Here is a 14,499-nt window from a genome sequence, read left to right as displayed (position 1 = left end):
TGCATTGCTAGGTTTTTTTGATAAACCCAATTTCAAATGAAATAAGCATCTTAAATAGAATTGTTATATAGAAATATGGGCGAGAAGATGACATCCTCTCGCCCAGCAACTCAATTAAAACGACTCGAGAATGAGTCCACCATCGCACACGATAATGGTGCCTTGTGTATAGGTATTAGCATCCGATGCCAAGAAGAGCAGTGCGCCGGAAAGATCGCCGTAACCACCCAAACGACGCTGAGGCACTTTGTTACGAATGTTCTCAAGAATTGCGGGAGGCGTATCTGGAGCCATCTCCCCATTTTGCATATTGCCCGGTGCAATACCATTAACGTAGATACCATTACCAGCCCACGCTGCAGCACAAGACTTAGTAAGGGCAGCCTCAGCCGCTTTAGAGACGTGATAAACCACCGCAGTAGGTGAAGCGCTAAAACTGTTAACCGAGCAAATATTTACGATACGACCGCCATGCTCAAGCATATAGGCATTGACCACTTCTTTACTCATAAGCCAAGTGCCCGTTACGTCAACATCAATGCAGTCACGCCAATCGGCTGCAGAGATCTCCTCAGGCCGACCATAACGAATAATACCGGCATTGTTGACCAACACATCAATCTTGCCGTATTCATCCATAACGGCCTTTACAGCAGCCTGAACACTCTGTTCATTGGAAATATCAACTTTTACCGTTATGACTTTGACACCTGTTTTCTCAATGATGCTGGCTGTAGTCTTCTTAAGTTTTTCCTCGTTTCCAGCCATCAGAGCAAGATCAGCACCATACTCAGCAAGCGACGTTGCCAATTCCACGCCTAAGCCACGGGAGGCACCTGTAACAATTGCAACTTTGCCTGTCATATCAAAACTTATCGTCTTACCCATGCATATCCCCCTCACAAATTGACTAACCCAACTTATAAACACCATGCTAGTCCAGCTCTGTTTTCAGGAATAGCTTCTCTCAGTGAGCGTCGATAAGTGGCAAATGAAGTGTTGCGCTAAAACGCAGTAAGCCCGTCCAGATTGTTTCTCTGGACGGGCTTTTCACATGACCTGATAACGGTGTCTTACGAAGACTACAGCACTTTAGAAAGGAAGCTCTTGGTTCTCTCGTTGCGAGGATTATCCAGAACCTCTTCAGGAGTACCCTCTTCCTGAATAACACCCGAGTCGAAGAAGACAACACGGTCAGCTACGTCATGAGCAAAACCCATCTCATGTGTAACGATAACCATTGTCATGCCTTCACTCGCCAGTTTGCGCATAACATCAAGTACCTCAGAAACCATTTCTGGGTCGAGTGCGCTGGTTGGCTCATCAAAAAGCATGATATCGGGTTCCATAGCAAGGGCGCGCGCGATTGCTACACGCTGTTGCTGGCCGCCGGAAAGAGAGCGAGGCATTGCATCAGCCTTATCGGCTAGGCCGACACGAGCCAAAAGTTTGTCAGCAAGCTCGTTTGCTTCTTGCCGTGTCTTAAGCTTGAGCTGTACCGGGGCGTAGGTAAGATTTTCACGTACAGAGTAGTGAGGGAACAAATTAAAGTTCTGAAATACCATACCCATGTGGCGGCGAATACGGTCTACATCAGCCTTTGGATCGGTAATGCACTCACCGTCGACGTAAATCTCACCACTCGTTGGATCCTCAAGACGATTAAGACAACGCAAGAAGGTGGACTTACCCGAGCCAGAGGGCCCGATTACACAAACAACCTCGCCCGCCTGAACTTCAATGTTGACACCACAAATAACTTGGTTGTCACCAAAATACTTGTGAAGATCGACAACTCTAATCTTAGGCTCCATCATTGCTTGCTCATCCTCTTCTCAAGAATAGACGACAAGACCATGAGCACGCTGATAATAGCGAGGAAGATAAGGGCAACCCAGGTATAGGTAGCAAATGATTCCATGGTCCTACCAACAAACACACGCGCCTGGTTCATGATTTCAGGCAAACCAAGTGCATACATAATGGTGGAGTCTTTAAGCGTGATGATGCACTGATTGACAAGCGATGGTAAACAAACGCGAATAGCCTGAGGCAAAATAATCTTTCGCATGGAGGTGGCATAACCAACACCAAGACTACGAGAGGCCTCCATCTGGCCCTTATCAATCGACTGAATAGCTCCGCGGAAAATCTCAGAGATATACGCACCGGCATTCAAAGTAAGGGTAATAAGCGTTGCAGTAACGATATCAATGCGGAATTGTGAACCTGTAATAAGCTGGAGGAGCTGAGGGATAGCAAAATAAATATAGAAACCCTGGACCAGCATAGGTGTACCGCGGATAATCCAGATATAAAACTTCGCTACGCCACGCAAGGGACGTACCGAAGAAATGTTCATAAGACACACTAAAATGCCGAGAATCATTGCAATGACAAGGGAAACGACCGTAACATATACGGTCATTTTCAGTCCGTTCCATAGCAAGGGCCAGGCTTCTATAAGTGTGCCTATGAGGTCAATATGATTCATACAGTAAACCTCACACAACCTAGGGCCACGTGTAGGCATACCAGCACGCGGCCCAACGACATCTCTTAAAAGCTCAGAACTTACGCCTCAAGATACTTGTTCAGGATCTCATCATAGGTGCCATTGGAGCGGATCTCAGCAAGGCCCTCATTGAAGGCGGAAAGCAGCTCAGCATTCTGACCCTTAAGAACAGCAAAGCCATACGGTGTGGAGAACTCATCCTTGTTCTCGCCAATAATGGTGAGGCCATTTCCCTGAGAAACACCATAGGCCATAACAGGATAATCCTCGAAGCAAGCAGCAGTATTGCCGGTAAGAACATCCTGGTACATCATGTCAGACTGATCAAAATAGTTAATGGTGAAGCCATACTGATCTTTGATGGATTCTGCCCATGCGGCGCTCTGTGTGCCCGTTTTGCAAGCAACTGCGCGACCAGAGAGATCATCAAGACTCTTTACATCGCCATTTTCAGCAGCTGCAGCGCATACATAGGAATCATAGTAAGGATCAGAGAAGTCATACTTCTCTTCGCGCTCGGGTGTGATGGACATACCAGCAATAACACCATCTGCCTGGCCAGACTCAAGGGCAGCAACTGCGGCGTCAAAACCGAGCGACTGAAGTTCGTACTCAAAGCCGCTAACTTCGGCACAAGCGGCAAGGGTATCTACATCGATACCAACGAACTCGTTGTTGTCATTCGTAAACTCAAACGGAGCAAACGTGGTATCCGTTGCAATGATGTATGAATCGGCAGAACCAGAAGAAGAATTATCTGAACAACCGGCAAGTCCAAGACCAAGAACCGTAGCCGAAGCGCCAACAATTCCAACAAAAGAACGACGAGAGAGCGAGTTCGCCATAACGAACCTCCTTCTAAAATGCAGACCACCTGCAGTTGTCATGTTATATAGACCCTATCTCTGCCATTTTTCTATTCGGTTACAGGCTGACAAAGAAACACCGTTTACCCGGCGATTTGGCAACAAATTGCACATTTAGGGCCAAAAATAACCAAAAAAATGTTGCATAAAGGAATATAAAAGGCCCCGTCCTTCCGGGCGAGGCCTTGTCTAAATCTTTAAGAGTTTTACTCTGCAGACTCCAGGGTCTTCTTGGAGATCTCAGCAATATCTGCAAAGCTCGTGGGATCTTCGTAGGCAATCTGAGCAAGAACTTTGCGATCAAGCTCAACGCCGGCCACTTTAAGACCATGCATAAAAGTGGAGTAGCTCATACCATTGATACGAGCAGCGGCATTGATGCGCTGAATCCAAAGACGACGAATATCACGCTTCTTGTTGCGGCGATCGCGATACTGATACTGCAGAGAATGACGTGACTGCTCCATCATGCCGCGAAGAGTGCGGGAAGAGGTGCCGTAATAACCTTTGGTACGCTGCTGGAGAGTACGACGCTTCTTCTTAGCATTTACTGCGCGCTTTACACGTGCCATTTCTTATCAACTCCTTGAAATGAGAGTGAGAACATTGATTGACGCGAGCGCGCCTATTTCTGACCCATGCGGGCGGAGACGACCTTTACATCGGCCGGAGACAGCTCAGTTTCCTTACGGAAGCCGCGGATGCGCTTCTGAGACTTCTTTGTAAGGATGTGACTCTTAAAGGCCTTGGCACGCATAATCTTACCGGTACCGGTGCGACGGAAGCGCTTTGCGGTTCCTTTGTGCGTCTTCATCTTAGGCATGACTTAGTTCTCCTTCTTATCGTTCCGTGCATCGCTCTCGCTCTTCTCAGCCTGAGCTGCCTTGTTCTTCTCATCAAAAGCGCCCTTGATAGGTGCAACGAGCATGTGCATGTTGCGTCCCTCCATCTTGGGCTGGCTCTCAACGGTGGCATAAGGCTTGAGATCCTCAGCAAGACGCTCGAGGACATTGAGTCCCTGCTCGGGGTGGGCCATCTCACGACCGCGGAACATGATCGTAATCTTTACGCGAGCGCCTTTCTTGAGAAAGCGCATGACGTGATTTTTCTTAGTCTCGTAATCGCCCACATCGATCTTAGGACGGAATTTCATTTCCTTAACTTCAATGCGAGACTGGTTCTTACGAGCAGCTTTGGCTTTACGATCCTGCTCATACTTATATTTGCGGTAATCCATAACCCTGCAAACAGGCGGATCAGCATTAGGAGCAATCTCAACAAGGTCGAGACCTTGTTCATCAGCAACACGCTGTGCATCCCGGATGCCAAACAGACCTAGCTGCGAGCCATCGACGCCAATAAGACGACATGTACGGGCATGAATCTCCTCATTAATACGAGGACCTTGCGGCTTGGCTATCTTCTACACCTTCCTCTCTTCGGCAACCTCGGCTCTATCCTTAGCTGCCATTAAAAAACCCGGTGCGGCACACAGCAGCATCCGGGAAAAAGGTGCCCGACAAACGGGAAAACATCAATTTCAACCAGACAGCTGCTCGAAGCGCCGTTCAGGTGGGAGCATGAGCTCCTCTTCATCTTTGGCATTCGCCATACAAGGGTATATATTAGCTAGACACAATCCTTTTGACAAGCAAAAAGAGTTTTACTATCCGATTTGCAAATTCTTTTCATCATTAGAAAAGAACACGCCATTACTTTGGCGTACACTCATCCAAAGGCTGGAAGACAAGGGCTTTCAGTATATATGAAGGAGGGTGCTATGTTCTGTCCAAAATGCGGATCTCAGCAACCAGATAATGCAAAGTTCTGTGGTGTTTGCGGCTATCGCTTTAATACTGCACAAACAAATCCACCATCTCAGGCAGGCGGTATTCCCGGTGCAGCCCCCGGAGCTCAACCATACGCAGGACAACCTGTCGCATCTGCCATTCCTGTTCCAAACGCCATTAAACAGTATGGAGCGATTATTGCCATAGCTCTTGCCGCAATAGTACTGGCAATAACAATCCTCGCCCCTACGGTAGATTCACCGCTTTACAGCACGCTACGCTCAGAAGCCAGTCGTCAGGGCGCAGATGTCAGCAGTACACCTGGAGCTGTTGAGCTTGGTCTCATAGATTTTGCTGGTCTTGCTTCCGGTCTCAATAGCGTTAGCAACCTTGCAAGCATATCAGGTGGATCTGATAGTACTGTCACTGATACCTTGGGTGATATTTCTGGGGCCTTGGGTATCGTAAAGATCATTCTTATAGCCTGGATACTTGTTGCTGTGTTAATTGGTATAAGTATTTCCACCTATAAAAGTAATCCAGCTAAGCTCGGCAAAGTACTGCTTATCACGCTTGCTGTTGAGTTTATTCTTTGTGTCATTTGGTTCTTCGTTGTCGGAGCGGCGAGCAATGCACTGACAGATGCAATTGGCGGCAAGGAGGTCATCGACAATATGGCAGAACTCGCCAATCTTAAGGGCAATACCTCTATGCTTGGCGTTTCGCTGTGGGGATGGCTCGCCACTATTCTGTCTCTTGTTGGTGGTGCTGCAGCCTTTTTGAACAGCCGCAGCTAACTTTTTGCAACACGCGTTTTGATTTGATTGGGAGTACCCGCAAATCAACAAAATCACCCGCGACGGTTTAGAACTGTCGCGGGTGATTGTATGACTGACCTTATAAAACAACTTTTAATCAGCAAGCTCATAACCAAGCGTTGCAAGTACCTTAGATTCTGTAGCACAGATACCGCGATCATTTAAGAAGGGCGTGCCATCAATAACGGGGCAAGAAGTCTCATCGGGAATAGTTGATGTAGCGACAATCAAGTCGTAATCAGGGGAAACGGCAGCAGCAAGATCTGCTTTACAGGGAGTGATGTCATAGGTATCTTTCAGACCTTCTCCATCAAGCAACTCACGAAGACGCGCACTTACCAACATGGAACTTGTTACGCCTGCACCACAAACAACAAGAATATGCTTGGTTTTCATGTGTCCCACTCCTTCAAATTCATCTGCTTCTTTCAGCTCTGTAGAAGCAAATGTATCCGCCTCTTTTTTGCATTGGCATAGTATTAAACGCCAGTCGCAAACATATCAATACTTTTCACCGATTCTATATTGACTTTATATATATCCTTAATGTACGCGAATTATTCATCAGAGTGAGACTGTTTCTTTTTCTCTATCTCTGCTATAGTTCTAGAGCGCAGTTTCTTTCCGAAACAATGCCCGAGTGGCGGAATTGGCAGACGCGACGGACTCAAAATCCGTTTCCCGCAAGGGAGTGTGGGTTCGAACCCCACCTCGGGTACCATTACCATGTATACCCACCATACGAATCCCATAAATTCTGGAATGCAGATAATGATTCTGCAAGGCGTTCACGGGATACTGATGAATATGACAGACGCTCATATCCTGGACATCCAAAGTCGCCAGAATAAACCATGTAAATACGCTCTTTAGTAGCTCTCTCTGCAAAGGCCGCGTCATCTGGCTCCAAAGCTCTAAGCCACAAATAAAATGCACCTTCCGGCTTTACAACGTCATATCCAATCTCTGTCAATCCGTTATAGATAATTTCACGACGCGCCGCATACTCCTCAATGGGAACCCTTGCTTTCACACACCGTTCAATTACACGTTGAATAAGGCTTCCAGTAATAGTATTCACTGCACGCTGTGCGCCATGTAATGCCTCAAGCACCTCATCGTGCCGATGGACAGCCTTTGGCACATACACATATCCGACTCGCTCACCTGCAAGTGACAGAGATTTTGAATACGAGTAGCACATGATCGTGTTCTCATAGCAGCCACATACCCAAGGGTTCTTTGCACCGTCATACACAATCTCTCGATACGGTTCATCAGAAAGCAAATAGATAGTCTTATCAAGACGTTTTCCCTCTGCCCGAAGCATATCCCCTAAAGCCCGAAGAGAAGCCTCGCTATAAATAGCACCCGTAGGGTTGTTTGGAGTATTGACAATAACCATACGTGTTCGAGGACCAATGGCATCGCGGACTGCATCGACGTCAATCTGGAACGTACCTGCAATCGTAGGCACTGGAACACAGCGACAACTCCAAGCCTGAATATACAAACGATACTCAGGGAAATAGGGCGTAAGTACGATCACTTCTTCCCCTGGTGTTGTAAGCGCCGCTATTGAGGAGGTAAGTGCACCTGCTGCACCTGCCGTAAGGATAAGATCTGAAGCGTCAGCATTGGCATCAAAACGGTCATTCAAATCATCTGCAATAGCCCGGCGAGTTGCTTCCCATCCATCGTTGGGGGTGTAACCATGAAGATCCACCGAATTGTAGACATCAAGAATCTCACGGATAGACTCATTGATCTCAGGGGGTGTAGGCACCTCAGGATTACCGATAGAAAAATCCCAAAAGTCGGTATACCCCTGCTGCTTAAGGCTCATGGTTGTCTCCATTACCTCACGGATAGGAGACTTATCAATACCAAACTCTCGCATAAGGGAGTTGATGCCGTCTGCCATCGCACTCCTTCCCCGCCGCACGATATAAAACGACGTTTCTCACGAAATACCCGCCGGCAAAGCGGCGGGTACCAACAACTGCCCTAAATTGTGAGAGTCAAACATTTCAAGGACGCTACGAAAAACGAACCCCTCTGATACCGAACGCGAACAGACGCGCAAATTAACAGGATAACTACTGATTGTTTATCGCCGTAAGAAACGGATTAGTTGACAGTTCATAGGCCATAGTAGTTGCAGGGCCATGGCCACAAAGCAGCTGTGTTTCAGGCGGAATTACCTCGCTCAAATGCGCAAGTGTTCTCATGAGAGCACGGCTATCACCACCAGTAAGATCAGTTCTGCCCGCTGATCCAGCAAAAATGGTATCGCCTACAAACGCAATTCCTTCAGCCGTACCGCCACCAAGCAAAACTACCCCGCCTGGTGTATGTCCAGGAGCTTCGATAATAGAAAAACTGGCACTTCCTACGTGCAAAACATCCCCATCAACAAGATCACGATCTGCAACAGGAGGAATAAGCTCGCCTGGATGATGTCCGTCTCCCTGAGACGCATAGGCAATTTCAGCATCCTTCGAAGAAAGTGCAAATGGAGCCCCTGTCGCCTCGCAGAGCTCTTTAACACCGCCCGTATGATCTCCATGACCATGGGTGGAAACCACAAGATCTACTTGCACATCGGCAAGACGCTCAGCAAGCGCTGCACCCGAAAAACCAGCATCAACAACAAGACAATGGCCTTCAGAGCAGTAGGCATAACAATTTGTCTGAATTGGCCCCACAACAAAGCCAAGCAGCTCATCTTTCATTCTCTTACTCGTTTCTTTAATTGATTTGCACCCTCACCAGGCATAATTCGCCGTGCGTCAAAAACGGAGGGCACGCGGCTGAGTGAAGCAAGCAATGGGTCGAGCACCGAAGCGTCTGAAATGGCGATAAGGAACCGCATGCGTGCCACCCCCATTGAGGAGGTCTGTGTTGCAGCAGATAAAATATTTGCTCCCCCATCGCCCAAAGCAATAGTGAGATCCTTGAGCAGCCCCATGCGGTCAGTTGCTTCAACAACTATCTCTACCTGGAATTCAGTAGCGCCTGATGTATCCCATTCAACTGCGATCAAACGCTCCGGATGCTGCATAAGATTGCGAACATTTGGACAATTAGCGCGATGCACCGAAACACCACGCCCGCGCGTAATAAATCCCACGATATCATCGCCGGCAACCGGGTTACAGCAATGTGCAAGATGTGCAGCCAGATCTGGATCGCCTTTTACCACTACGCCGCAATTGCCACGCTTACGTCCTGACTGCTTTGCCAAACGATGACGCAAGTGTTCACTGCGCACCATTGGCCGATCTTGTACAAATGCCGCCTCACGCTCAGCTTGCTCTTCAGCTGCGCGAGCCTGTGCTGCTTGAGCAGCTGGCGACCCTTCTTCAAGAATGGCCTCAATTTTATTGGCAACATGCTTATAGGTAAGTTTTCCATTCGCTAAGGCTGCAAAAAGATCATCGGGATTACGGTAGTCGAGCTGTTCGCAGACACGAGCAATGGCTTTTGTGGTTCTCACGGTAGAAATACCGTATCCACGTTTACGCAATTCACGGCCAAGTTCGCTTCTACCGCGCTCAGCATCATCCGACTTGGTAACCGTCGCAAAATACTTACGAATCTTTGATCTGGCAGAAGGCGTATGAACAATATCAAGCCAGTCGCGAGAAGGTTTGGCATTTTTGTTGGTAAGGATCTCTACACGATCGCCGGTTTCAAGCGGATGCGCCAAAGGCACAACCGCACCATTAACCTTTGCACCTACACAATGGTTTCCCACTTCCGTGTGAACCGCATATGCAAAATCAAGTGGTGTTGATCCTGAGCGCAGGCTCATAACCTCGCCCTTAGGCGTAAATACAAAAATCTCGTCTTCAAAAAGGTCAATGCGCAGGTTATCGAGATACTCACGTGCATCGCCGATATCACCCTCAGTTGCCCAATCAAGGCTCCTGCGTATCCACGTTATCTGAGAATCGATGCTCTTATCCTCAGATGACATGGCACCTTTTGAATTGCCTGATTTTTTGTAGAGCCAATGAGCTGCAATACCGTATTCTGCCTGCTCGTGCATCTCTCGGGTACGAATCTGGATTTCGATAGGCCGAGCATCTGGGCCAATAACGGTCGTATGCAGCGATTGATAGCCGTTTGGCTTAGGCATAGCAATGTAGTCTTTAAAACGACCTGGCAACGGATGCCACAGAGAGTGCACAGCACCAAGAATTGAATAGCAGTCACTGACGGTTCCTGCAATAACGCGCAGGGCAATCAAGTCGTATATATCGGCAAACTCTTTGTCCTTGCGCTTCATCTTCTGATAAATCGACCACAGATGTTTAGGTCGTCCAGAAACCTGAAAATCGCTCACATTGGCATGGCGCAACTCATCGCTGAGCAAATGAATTGCCTCATCGGTATCGCGCTCGCGTTGCTCGCGCGAATCTTGCACCATACGAGCAATCCTTTGATATTCATCAGGCTCAAGATAGAAAAATGACAGGTCCTCAAGCTCCCATTTGATAGATGAGATGCCCAAACGGTCAGCCAAAGGAGCATAGACATCCATTGTTTCGCGCGCTTTGAAAATGCGCCGATCAGGTGGAAGCGCCGCAAGCGTACGCATATTGTGCAAGCGGTCGGCAAGCTTGATGATAACAACACGAATGTCCTTGGACATAGCGAGGAACATTTTCCTCAGATTGAGCGCTTGCTTTTCGTCCATCGAGCCAACCTCAATGGACGTAAGTTTTGTTACACCATCCACCAGCTCTGCTACTGGCTCACCAAAACGAGTTGCTAAGTCCTGAAGCGTGGCTGAAGTATCTTCAACCGTATCATGCAAAAGTGCAGCACAGATAACGTCTTCATCCATATGCAAATCATCGGCAAGGATGAGCGCCACTTCAACCGGATGGTTGATATAAGGCTCACCACTCCGACGACGCTGGTTAGCATGAAAACGTGCTGCAAACATATAAGCACGCTCAACTTTACTCATTTCCTCGCGCGATAGATAGCGCGAGCAGGTGCGCTCAAGCAATGCGTAGTTGTCAGCCTCAGGGGGCTCATCATCAAAAGAAATAGGAGCTTTAGAGTGCAGGAAAGACTTTTCAGAAGTCATTTTCTCATCATGTGCGCCCTTTACGGATTTATTATGCTCCATACTGCTCGCCTCCCTCCGCTTATACAAGTATGCCAAATGTTGGCACTATCGGTTTATCAATTCGATCGAGCAATTCATGAGCCGAAGCTGAAAGTACCCAATCACGAAAAGCATGAAACTCTTCGCGTGCGTGTATCCCTTCACGGTACCGAATAGAACGTTCAAGCTCCACATGAGATGGATTGAGCGGCACGTGAACAACACGTGACATGCCGTAACCGGTCGTTGAGAGCAGGCCGAGTTCTTTGAAAATTGCTATGCCTGCAGACACTGCCCCTTCATCCAAACTCTGCGCGATTCCTGTCTCGCGAGCAGCTTCGGCAATATCAGCATTTGCCATTGCAAAAGAACTTACTGTTTGAGTTTGATCAGATTCACGTCGCGCTAACACTAGAAGAGTACGCCAGAGACCCACCAAACTTTCGCGAAGTGGAGCTGAAGAAGCAAGCAGTCGTTCATTGGTACGTGCATCACGTGAACCAAAGAACACATGAATACAAGCTGGTGCACCATCACGCCCTGCTCGACCAGACATTTGATTGAAATCAATCGAACCAAATGGCATGTGATACAACACAACATGACGCACATCAGGGATATTAACACCCTCGCCAAAAGCACTTGTTGCTACTACACACGAAAGATCATCCGCACGAAATGCATCCTCGATACGCAAACGAGCTTCTCGACTCAAGCCAGCATGATAAAACCCAATTGAATCGGAAAGATTGGGAATTGCACGTCGAAGCATGCGTGCTAAGCGAACAGCTTGATCGCGCGAGTTTACATACGTAAGGCAGCGCTCGCCTGAAGCCACAAGCGAAACAAGAGCCGCTTCCCTATCGCGCAATTCTCGCGCATCCTCAATCTCAAGATTTTCTCGACAGGTGTTATCTACCACCACATGCTCAGACTCAATGGAGAGCAATCGGCAAATTTCATTGGCGGTTTCAGTGGCGGCTGTAGCAGTAACTGCTAGCACAGTAGGATGTTTAAGTGCAGCAAGTGTTGAAGGCAGCTGAGCATATGCCTCTCGACTACCCGACGCTGCAGCATGATGCGCCTCATCAATGACCACAAAACCAATGCGACCTGTTTGGGCAAACCGGTTCACATGGATAGTAAGAAATTCAGGCGTTGTGAGAACAACATCTACGCTGCTCGCTGCAAGATCTGCAAAGATTTGCTCGCGCGCATCAGTTGGTGTCTCTCCTGTGAGAAGCGCCACGCCAACTCCAAGCGATGCAAGCGTATGTGCAAGATGGTATCCCTGATCTGCAACAAGCGCGCGCAATGGATACACAAAGACGCTCGCCTTATGCTCTTTGAGAGCCAACCGCGTTGCATGATGGTGAAACACATATGACTTTCCACGTCCCGTTGCCATCACACATAAACAGGAATGATTTTGCCCTAAAAGTTCCAGCGCACGTTGCTGTGCAGGTAGCGGAGAAGCACCGCCGAGCAACGCATGACAGATCTCTTTATCAAGATCATCGGCAAGCATGAGGGTAGACTCGACGGGAGCTTTAGAGGCGTTATACCTTGTTTCATCGGGAAGCACACCCGCCACAAGCGAGGCATCGGCAGCAGCAAAGAGTTTGTTAACCAAATCGGAGGCAGGCTGGGGATTCTTCGGATATGCACGATAAACAATATCGCGCACCATCAGCTTGGGTTTTGTCCTCCCTTGCCAGGTCTCATTGGTTGGTTCAAACACCAAATCGACCGCCTCATCGCACTCACTTGCACGCTCAATTTCAGGAGCCCGAAACATGATGGCTGGAACACTATGTATACCATCGGAAGCAACGAAGCGTAGATGTTCTCCCGTGCGTCCCACGCGGCTTCGACCGAGCATACATACGCCTGAAACAGCCAAAAGCGGGCGTTTATTTCCTTGCCCGAATGGCTGAAGCAAATCAAGAGAAGCTATTGAGGAGACCGTAAGCTCTTCTAAGCCAACCACGCAAGCAATCTCACCGCGGGCAATAAACTGTTCTTCCGGGAGATGTGCAAGCACTTCCATCAGGCGTAAACGAAAGGCATCAAGCTGTGATGCCTCAACGGTAACGCCTACAGCTCCAGCGTGACCGCCAAATCGAACGCATAAGTCTGAGCACTGCTCCACAGCATGGAATAGATCAACCGAGCCGACACTTCTTCCAGAGCCTCGTGCAACACCATCAGAGATAGTAAAAAGTATGGTTGGGACATGATACTTATTCACAATTCGGCTGGCTACGATGCCTTTTACACCTTCATGCCAGCCCTCGCCTGCAACAACAATAACGCGTTCATCTGGCGAAAAAGTTGCCTCAACTTTTGCCATTGCTTCTTCAGCGAGCTGAGACTCTATCTCACGACGTTCACGATTGGTTTGCTCAAGGGCACCAGCAAGCTCTGCGGCAACTGCTGGATCGCTTGCCAATAAAAGATGCAATGCCACATCGGTTGTCCCCATACGCCCTGCTGCGTTGAGTCGAGGGACAAGGGAGAACGGCAACGAATCAGCCGTGATTTCGGCAAGGTCAACACCAGCAACCGCAGCAAGCGCTACAAGACCTGGACGGGTTGTGGTCCTTAGTCGCTCTATACCATCGGCAACAAGGGCACGATTCTCTCGTGTGAGCGGCATCATGTCAGAAATAGTGCCCAAAGCAGCAATTTCTGTATAATCCCGCCAAAGATTGGGCTTCCCCAGGCGTTTTCCAAGCTCACAAACGAGTTTTAAAGCAACTCCAGCTCCGGCAAGATCGTGAGAAGGGCCTTCTGCAACAAGTTTAGGATCTGCAACAGGTACTCCAGTTGGTACCAAATCTGCAGGTTCATGGTGATCGGTTACGACAACATCAACATGATGCTCTAAAAGCCATCGCACCTCTTCTGCAGAAGCGATGCCATTATCAACCGTCACAATAAGATCGGGAGTTCCATCTTCCATAACACGCGTCAAAGCATCTTGGGAAAGACCGTATCCCTCACCAAAGCGATGAGGAATATAGGGACGCACTACCGAAGCTCCCAACTCACCAAGAGCAAGGGTTAAAAGGCATGTGGATGTCATGCCATCCACATCAAAATCACCAAAAACAGCAATGGTTTCCGCCCGTAAGATCGCTTGCTCCAGTCTATCAGCGGCAGCCATAAGACCGGGAATGAGCTGAGGATCTGCCCAATCACGCTCGAGTGAGGGATGCAGAAAGAACTTGGCTTCTTCAATGCTCTGTATACCACGCGCCGCCATGACACGAGCAGCAAGGGCAGGAACCCCCAATTCGACCTCAAACTGATGTTCAAGATCTTCATGAGAGGTCAGCACTTCCCACCGTTTACTTGTTGCAAGACCCGTCACCGCGAACTC

General features: G+C 48.5%; 14 protein-coding genes and 1 tRNA gene. 3 read left to right on the top strand and 12 right to left on the bottom strand.

Translation table 11 applies throughout. The annotated features are described in order from the left end of the window. Positions 1–114: 114 nt before the first annotated feature. From ACQY6Y_RS06600 to infC, 7 genes are all read right to left on the bottom strand, one after another. Positions 115–888 carry an SDR family NAD(P)-dependent oxidoreductase gene (locus tag ACQY6Y_RS06600; protein WP_428379516.1) on the bottom strand — a complete coding sequence of 258 codons (774 nt, stop codon included), beginning with the start codon at positions 886–888 and terminating at the stop codon, positions 115–117. Positions 889–1,082: 194 nt separating this feature from the next. Next, positions 1,083–1,817, bottom strand: a complete 735-nt coding sequence (locus tag ACQY6Y_RS06595; RefSeq protein WP_428379515.1) for an amino acid ABC transporter ATP-binding protein — start codon at positions 1,815–1,817, stop codon at positions 1,083–1,085. After that, positions 1,814–2,494 carry an amino acid ABC transporter permease gene (locus tag ACQY6Y_RS06590; RefSeq protein ID WP_428379514.1) on the bottom strand — a complete coding sequence of 227 codons (681 nt, stop codon included), beginning with the start codon at positions 2,492–2,494 and terminating at the stop codon, positions 1,814–1,816. The genes ACQY6Y_RS06595 and ACQY6Y_RS06590 overlap by 4 nt, the downstream gene beginning before the upstream one ends. An 80-nt stretch (positions 2,495–2,574) precedes the next feature. Further along, the gene (locus ACQY6Y_RS06585; RefSeq protein WP_428379513.1) at positions 2,575–3,360 is read right to left on the bottom strand and encodes a transporter substrate-binding domain-containing protein; all 786 of its coding nucleotides are present in this window, start codon (positions 3,358–3,360) and stop codon (positions 2,575–2,577) included. 227 nt (positions 3,361–3,587) lie between these two features. Continuing rightward, on the bottom strand, positions 3,588–3,953 hold the full coding sequence (gene rplT / locus ACQY6Y_RS06580) for a 50S ribosomal protein L20 (protein WP_428379512.1): 366 nt from the start codon (positions 3,951–3,953) through the stop codon (positions 3,588–3,590). Positions 3,954–4,006: 53 nt separating this feature from the next. Further along, a complete protein-coding gene (gene rpmI / locus ACQY6Y_RS06575) occupies positions 4,007–4,204 on the bottom strand; it encodes a 50S ribosomal protein L35 (RefSeq protein WP_428379511.1) in 198 nt (65 codons plus the stop codon). A 3-nt stretch (positions 4,205–4,207) separates the two neighbouring features. Then, a complete protein-coding gene (gene infC, locus ACQY6Y_RS06570; protein ID WP_428379960.1) occupies positions 4,208–4,801 on the bottom strand; it encodes a translation initiation factor IF-3 in 594 nt (197 codons plus the stop codon). Here infC and ACQY6Y_RS06565 point away from each other — a divergent pair. After that, positions 4,794–5,150 carry a hypothetical protein gene (locus ACQY6Y_RS06565; protein WP_428379510.1) on the top strand — a complete coding sequence of 119 codons (357 nt, stop codon included), beginning with the start codon at positions 4,794–4,796 and terminating at the stop codon, positions 5,148–5,150. The genes infC and ACQY6Y_RS06565 overlap by 8 nt on opposite strands. A gap of 11 nt (positions 5,151–5,161) precedes the next feature. After that, positions 5,162–5,968 (top strand): zinc ribbon domain-containing protein, encoded by an 807-nt coding sequence (locus ACQY6Y_RS06560; protein WP_428379509.1) that lies wholly within the window; start codon positions 5,162–5,164, stop codon positions 5,966–5,968. A gap of 114 nt (positions 5,969–6,082) precedes the next feature. Here ACQY6Y_RS06560 and ACQY6Y_RS06555 read toward each other — a convergent pair whose 3' ends face one another. After that, positions 6,083–6,385 (bottom strand): PTS sugar transporter subunit IIB, encoded by a 303-nt coding sequence (locus ACQY6Y_RS06555; protein ID WP_428379508.1) that lies wholly within the window; start codon positions 6,383–6,385, stop codon positions 6,083–6,085. 238 nt (positions 6,386–6,623) lie between these two features. On the opposite strand from ACQY6Y_RS06555, the gene ACQY6Y_RS06550 reads away from it, so the two are divergent. Then, a tRNA-Leu gene (locus tag ACQY6Y_RS06550) sits at positions 6,624–6,710 on the top strand. On the opposite strand, the gene ACQY6Y_RS06545 is transcribed toward ACQY6Y_RS06550, so the two are convergent. The 4 genes from ACQY6Y_RS06545 to recJ form a co-directional block, all read right to left on the bottom strand. Continuing rightward, positions 6,711–7,913, bottom strand: a complete 1,203-nt coding sequence (locus ACQY6Y_RS06545) for a pyridoxal phosphate-dependent aminotransferase (RefSeq protein WP_428379507.1) — start codon at positions 7,911–7,913, stop codon at positions 6,711–6,713. A 175-nt stretch (positions 7,914–8,088) separates the two neighbouring features. Beyond that, a complete protein-coding gene (locus ACQY6Y_RS06540; RefSeq protein ID WP_428379506.1) occupies positions 8,089–8,724 on the bottom strand; it encodes an MBL fold metallo-hydrolase in 636 nt (211 codons plus the stop codon). Beyond that, positions 8,721–11,093 (bottom strand): RelA/SpoT family protein, encoded by a 2,373-nt coding sequence (locus ACQY6Y_RS06535; RefSeq protein ID WP_428379959.1) that lies wholly within the window; start codon positions 11,091–11,093, stop codon positions 8,721–8,723. Before ACQY6Y_RS06535 ends, ACQY6Y_RS06540 begins: the two co-directional genes overlap by 4 nt. Positions 11,094–11,154: 61 nt before the next feature. Continuing rightward, a complete protein-coding gene (gene recJ / locus ACQY6Y_RS06530; RefSeq protein ID WP_428379505.1) occupies positions 11,155–14,490 on the bottom strand; it encodes a single-stranded-DNA-specific exonuclease RecJ in 3,336 nt (1,111 codons plus the stop codon). Between the last annotated feature and the right edge of the window lie 9 nt (positions 14,491–14,499).

Origin of the sequence: Olsenella sp. Marseille-QA0557, from assembly GCF_965119725.1 — a bacterium.
Classification (GTDB): domain Bacteria; phylum Actinomycetota; class Coriobacteriia; order Coriobacteriales; family Atopobiaceae; genus Coprovicinus; species Coprovicinus avistercoris.
Note: the sequence above shows the minus strand (reverse complement) of the source record. Positions and strands in the feature narration are given on the sequence as shown.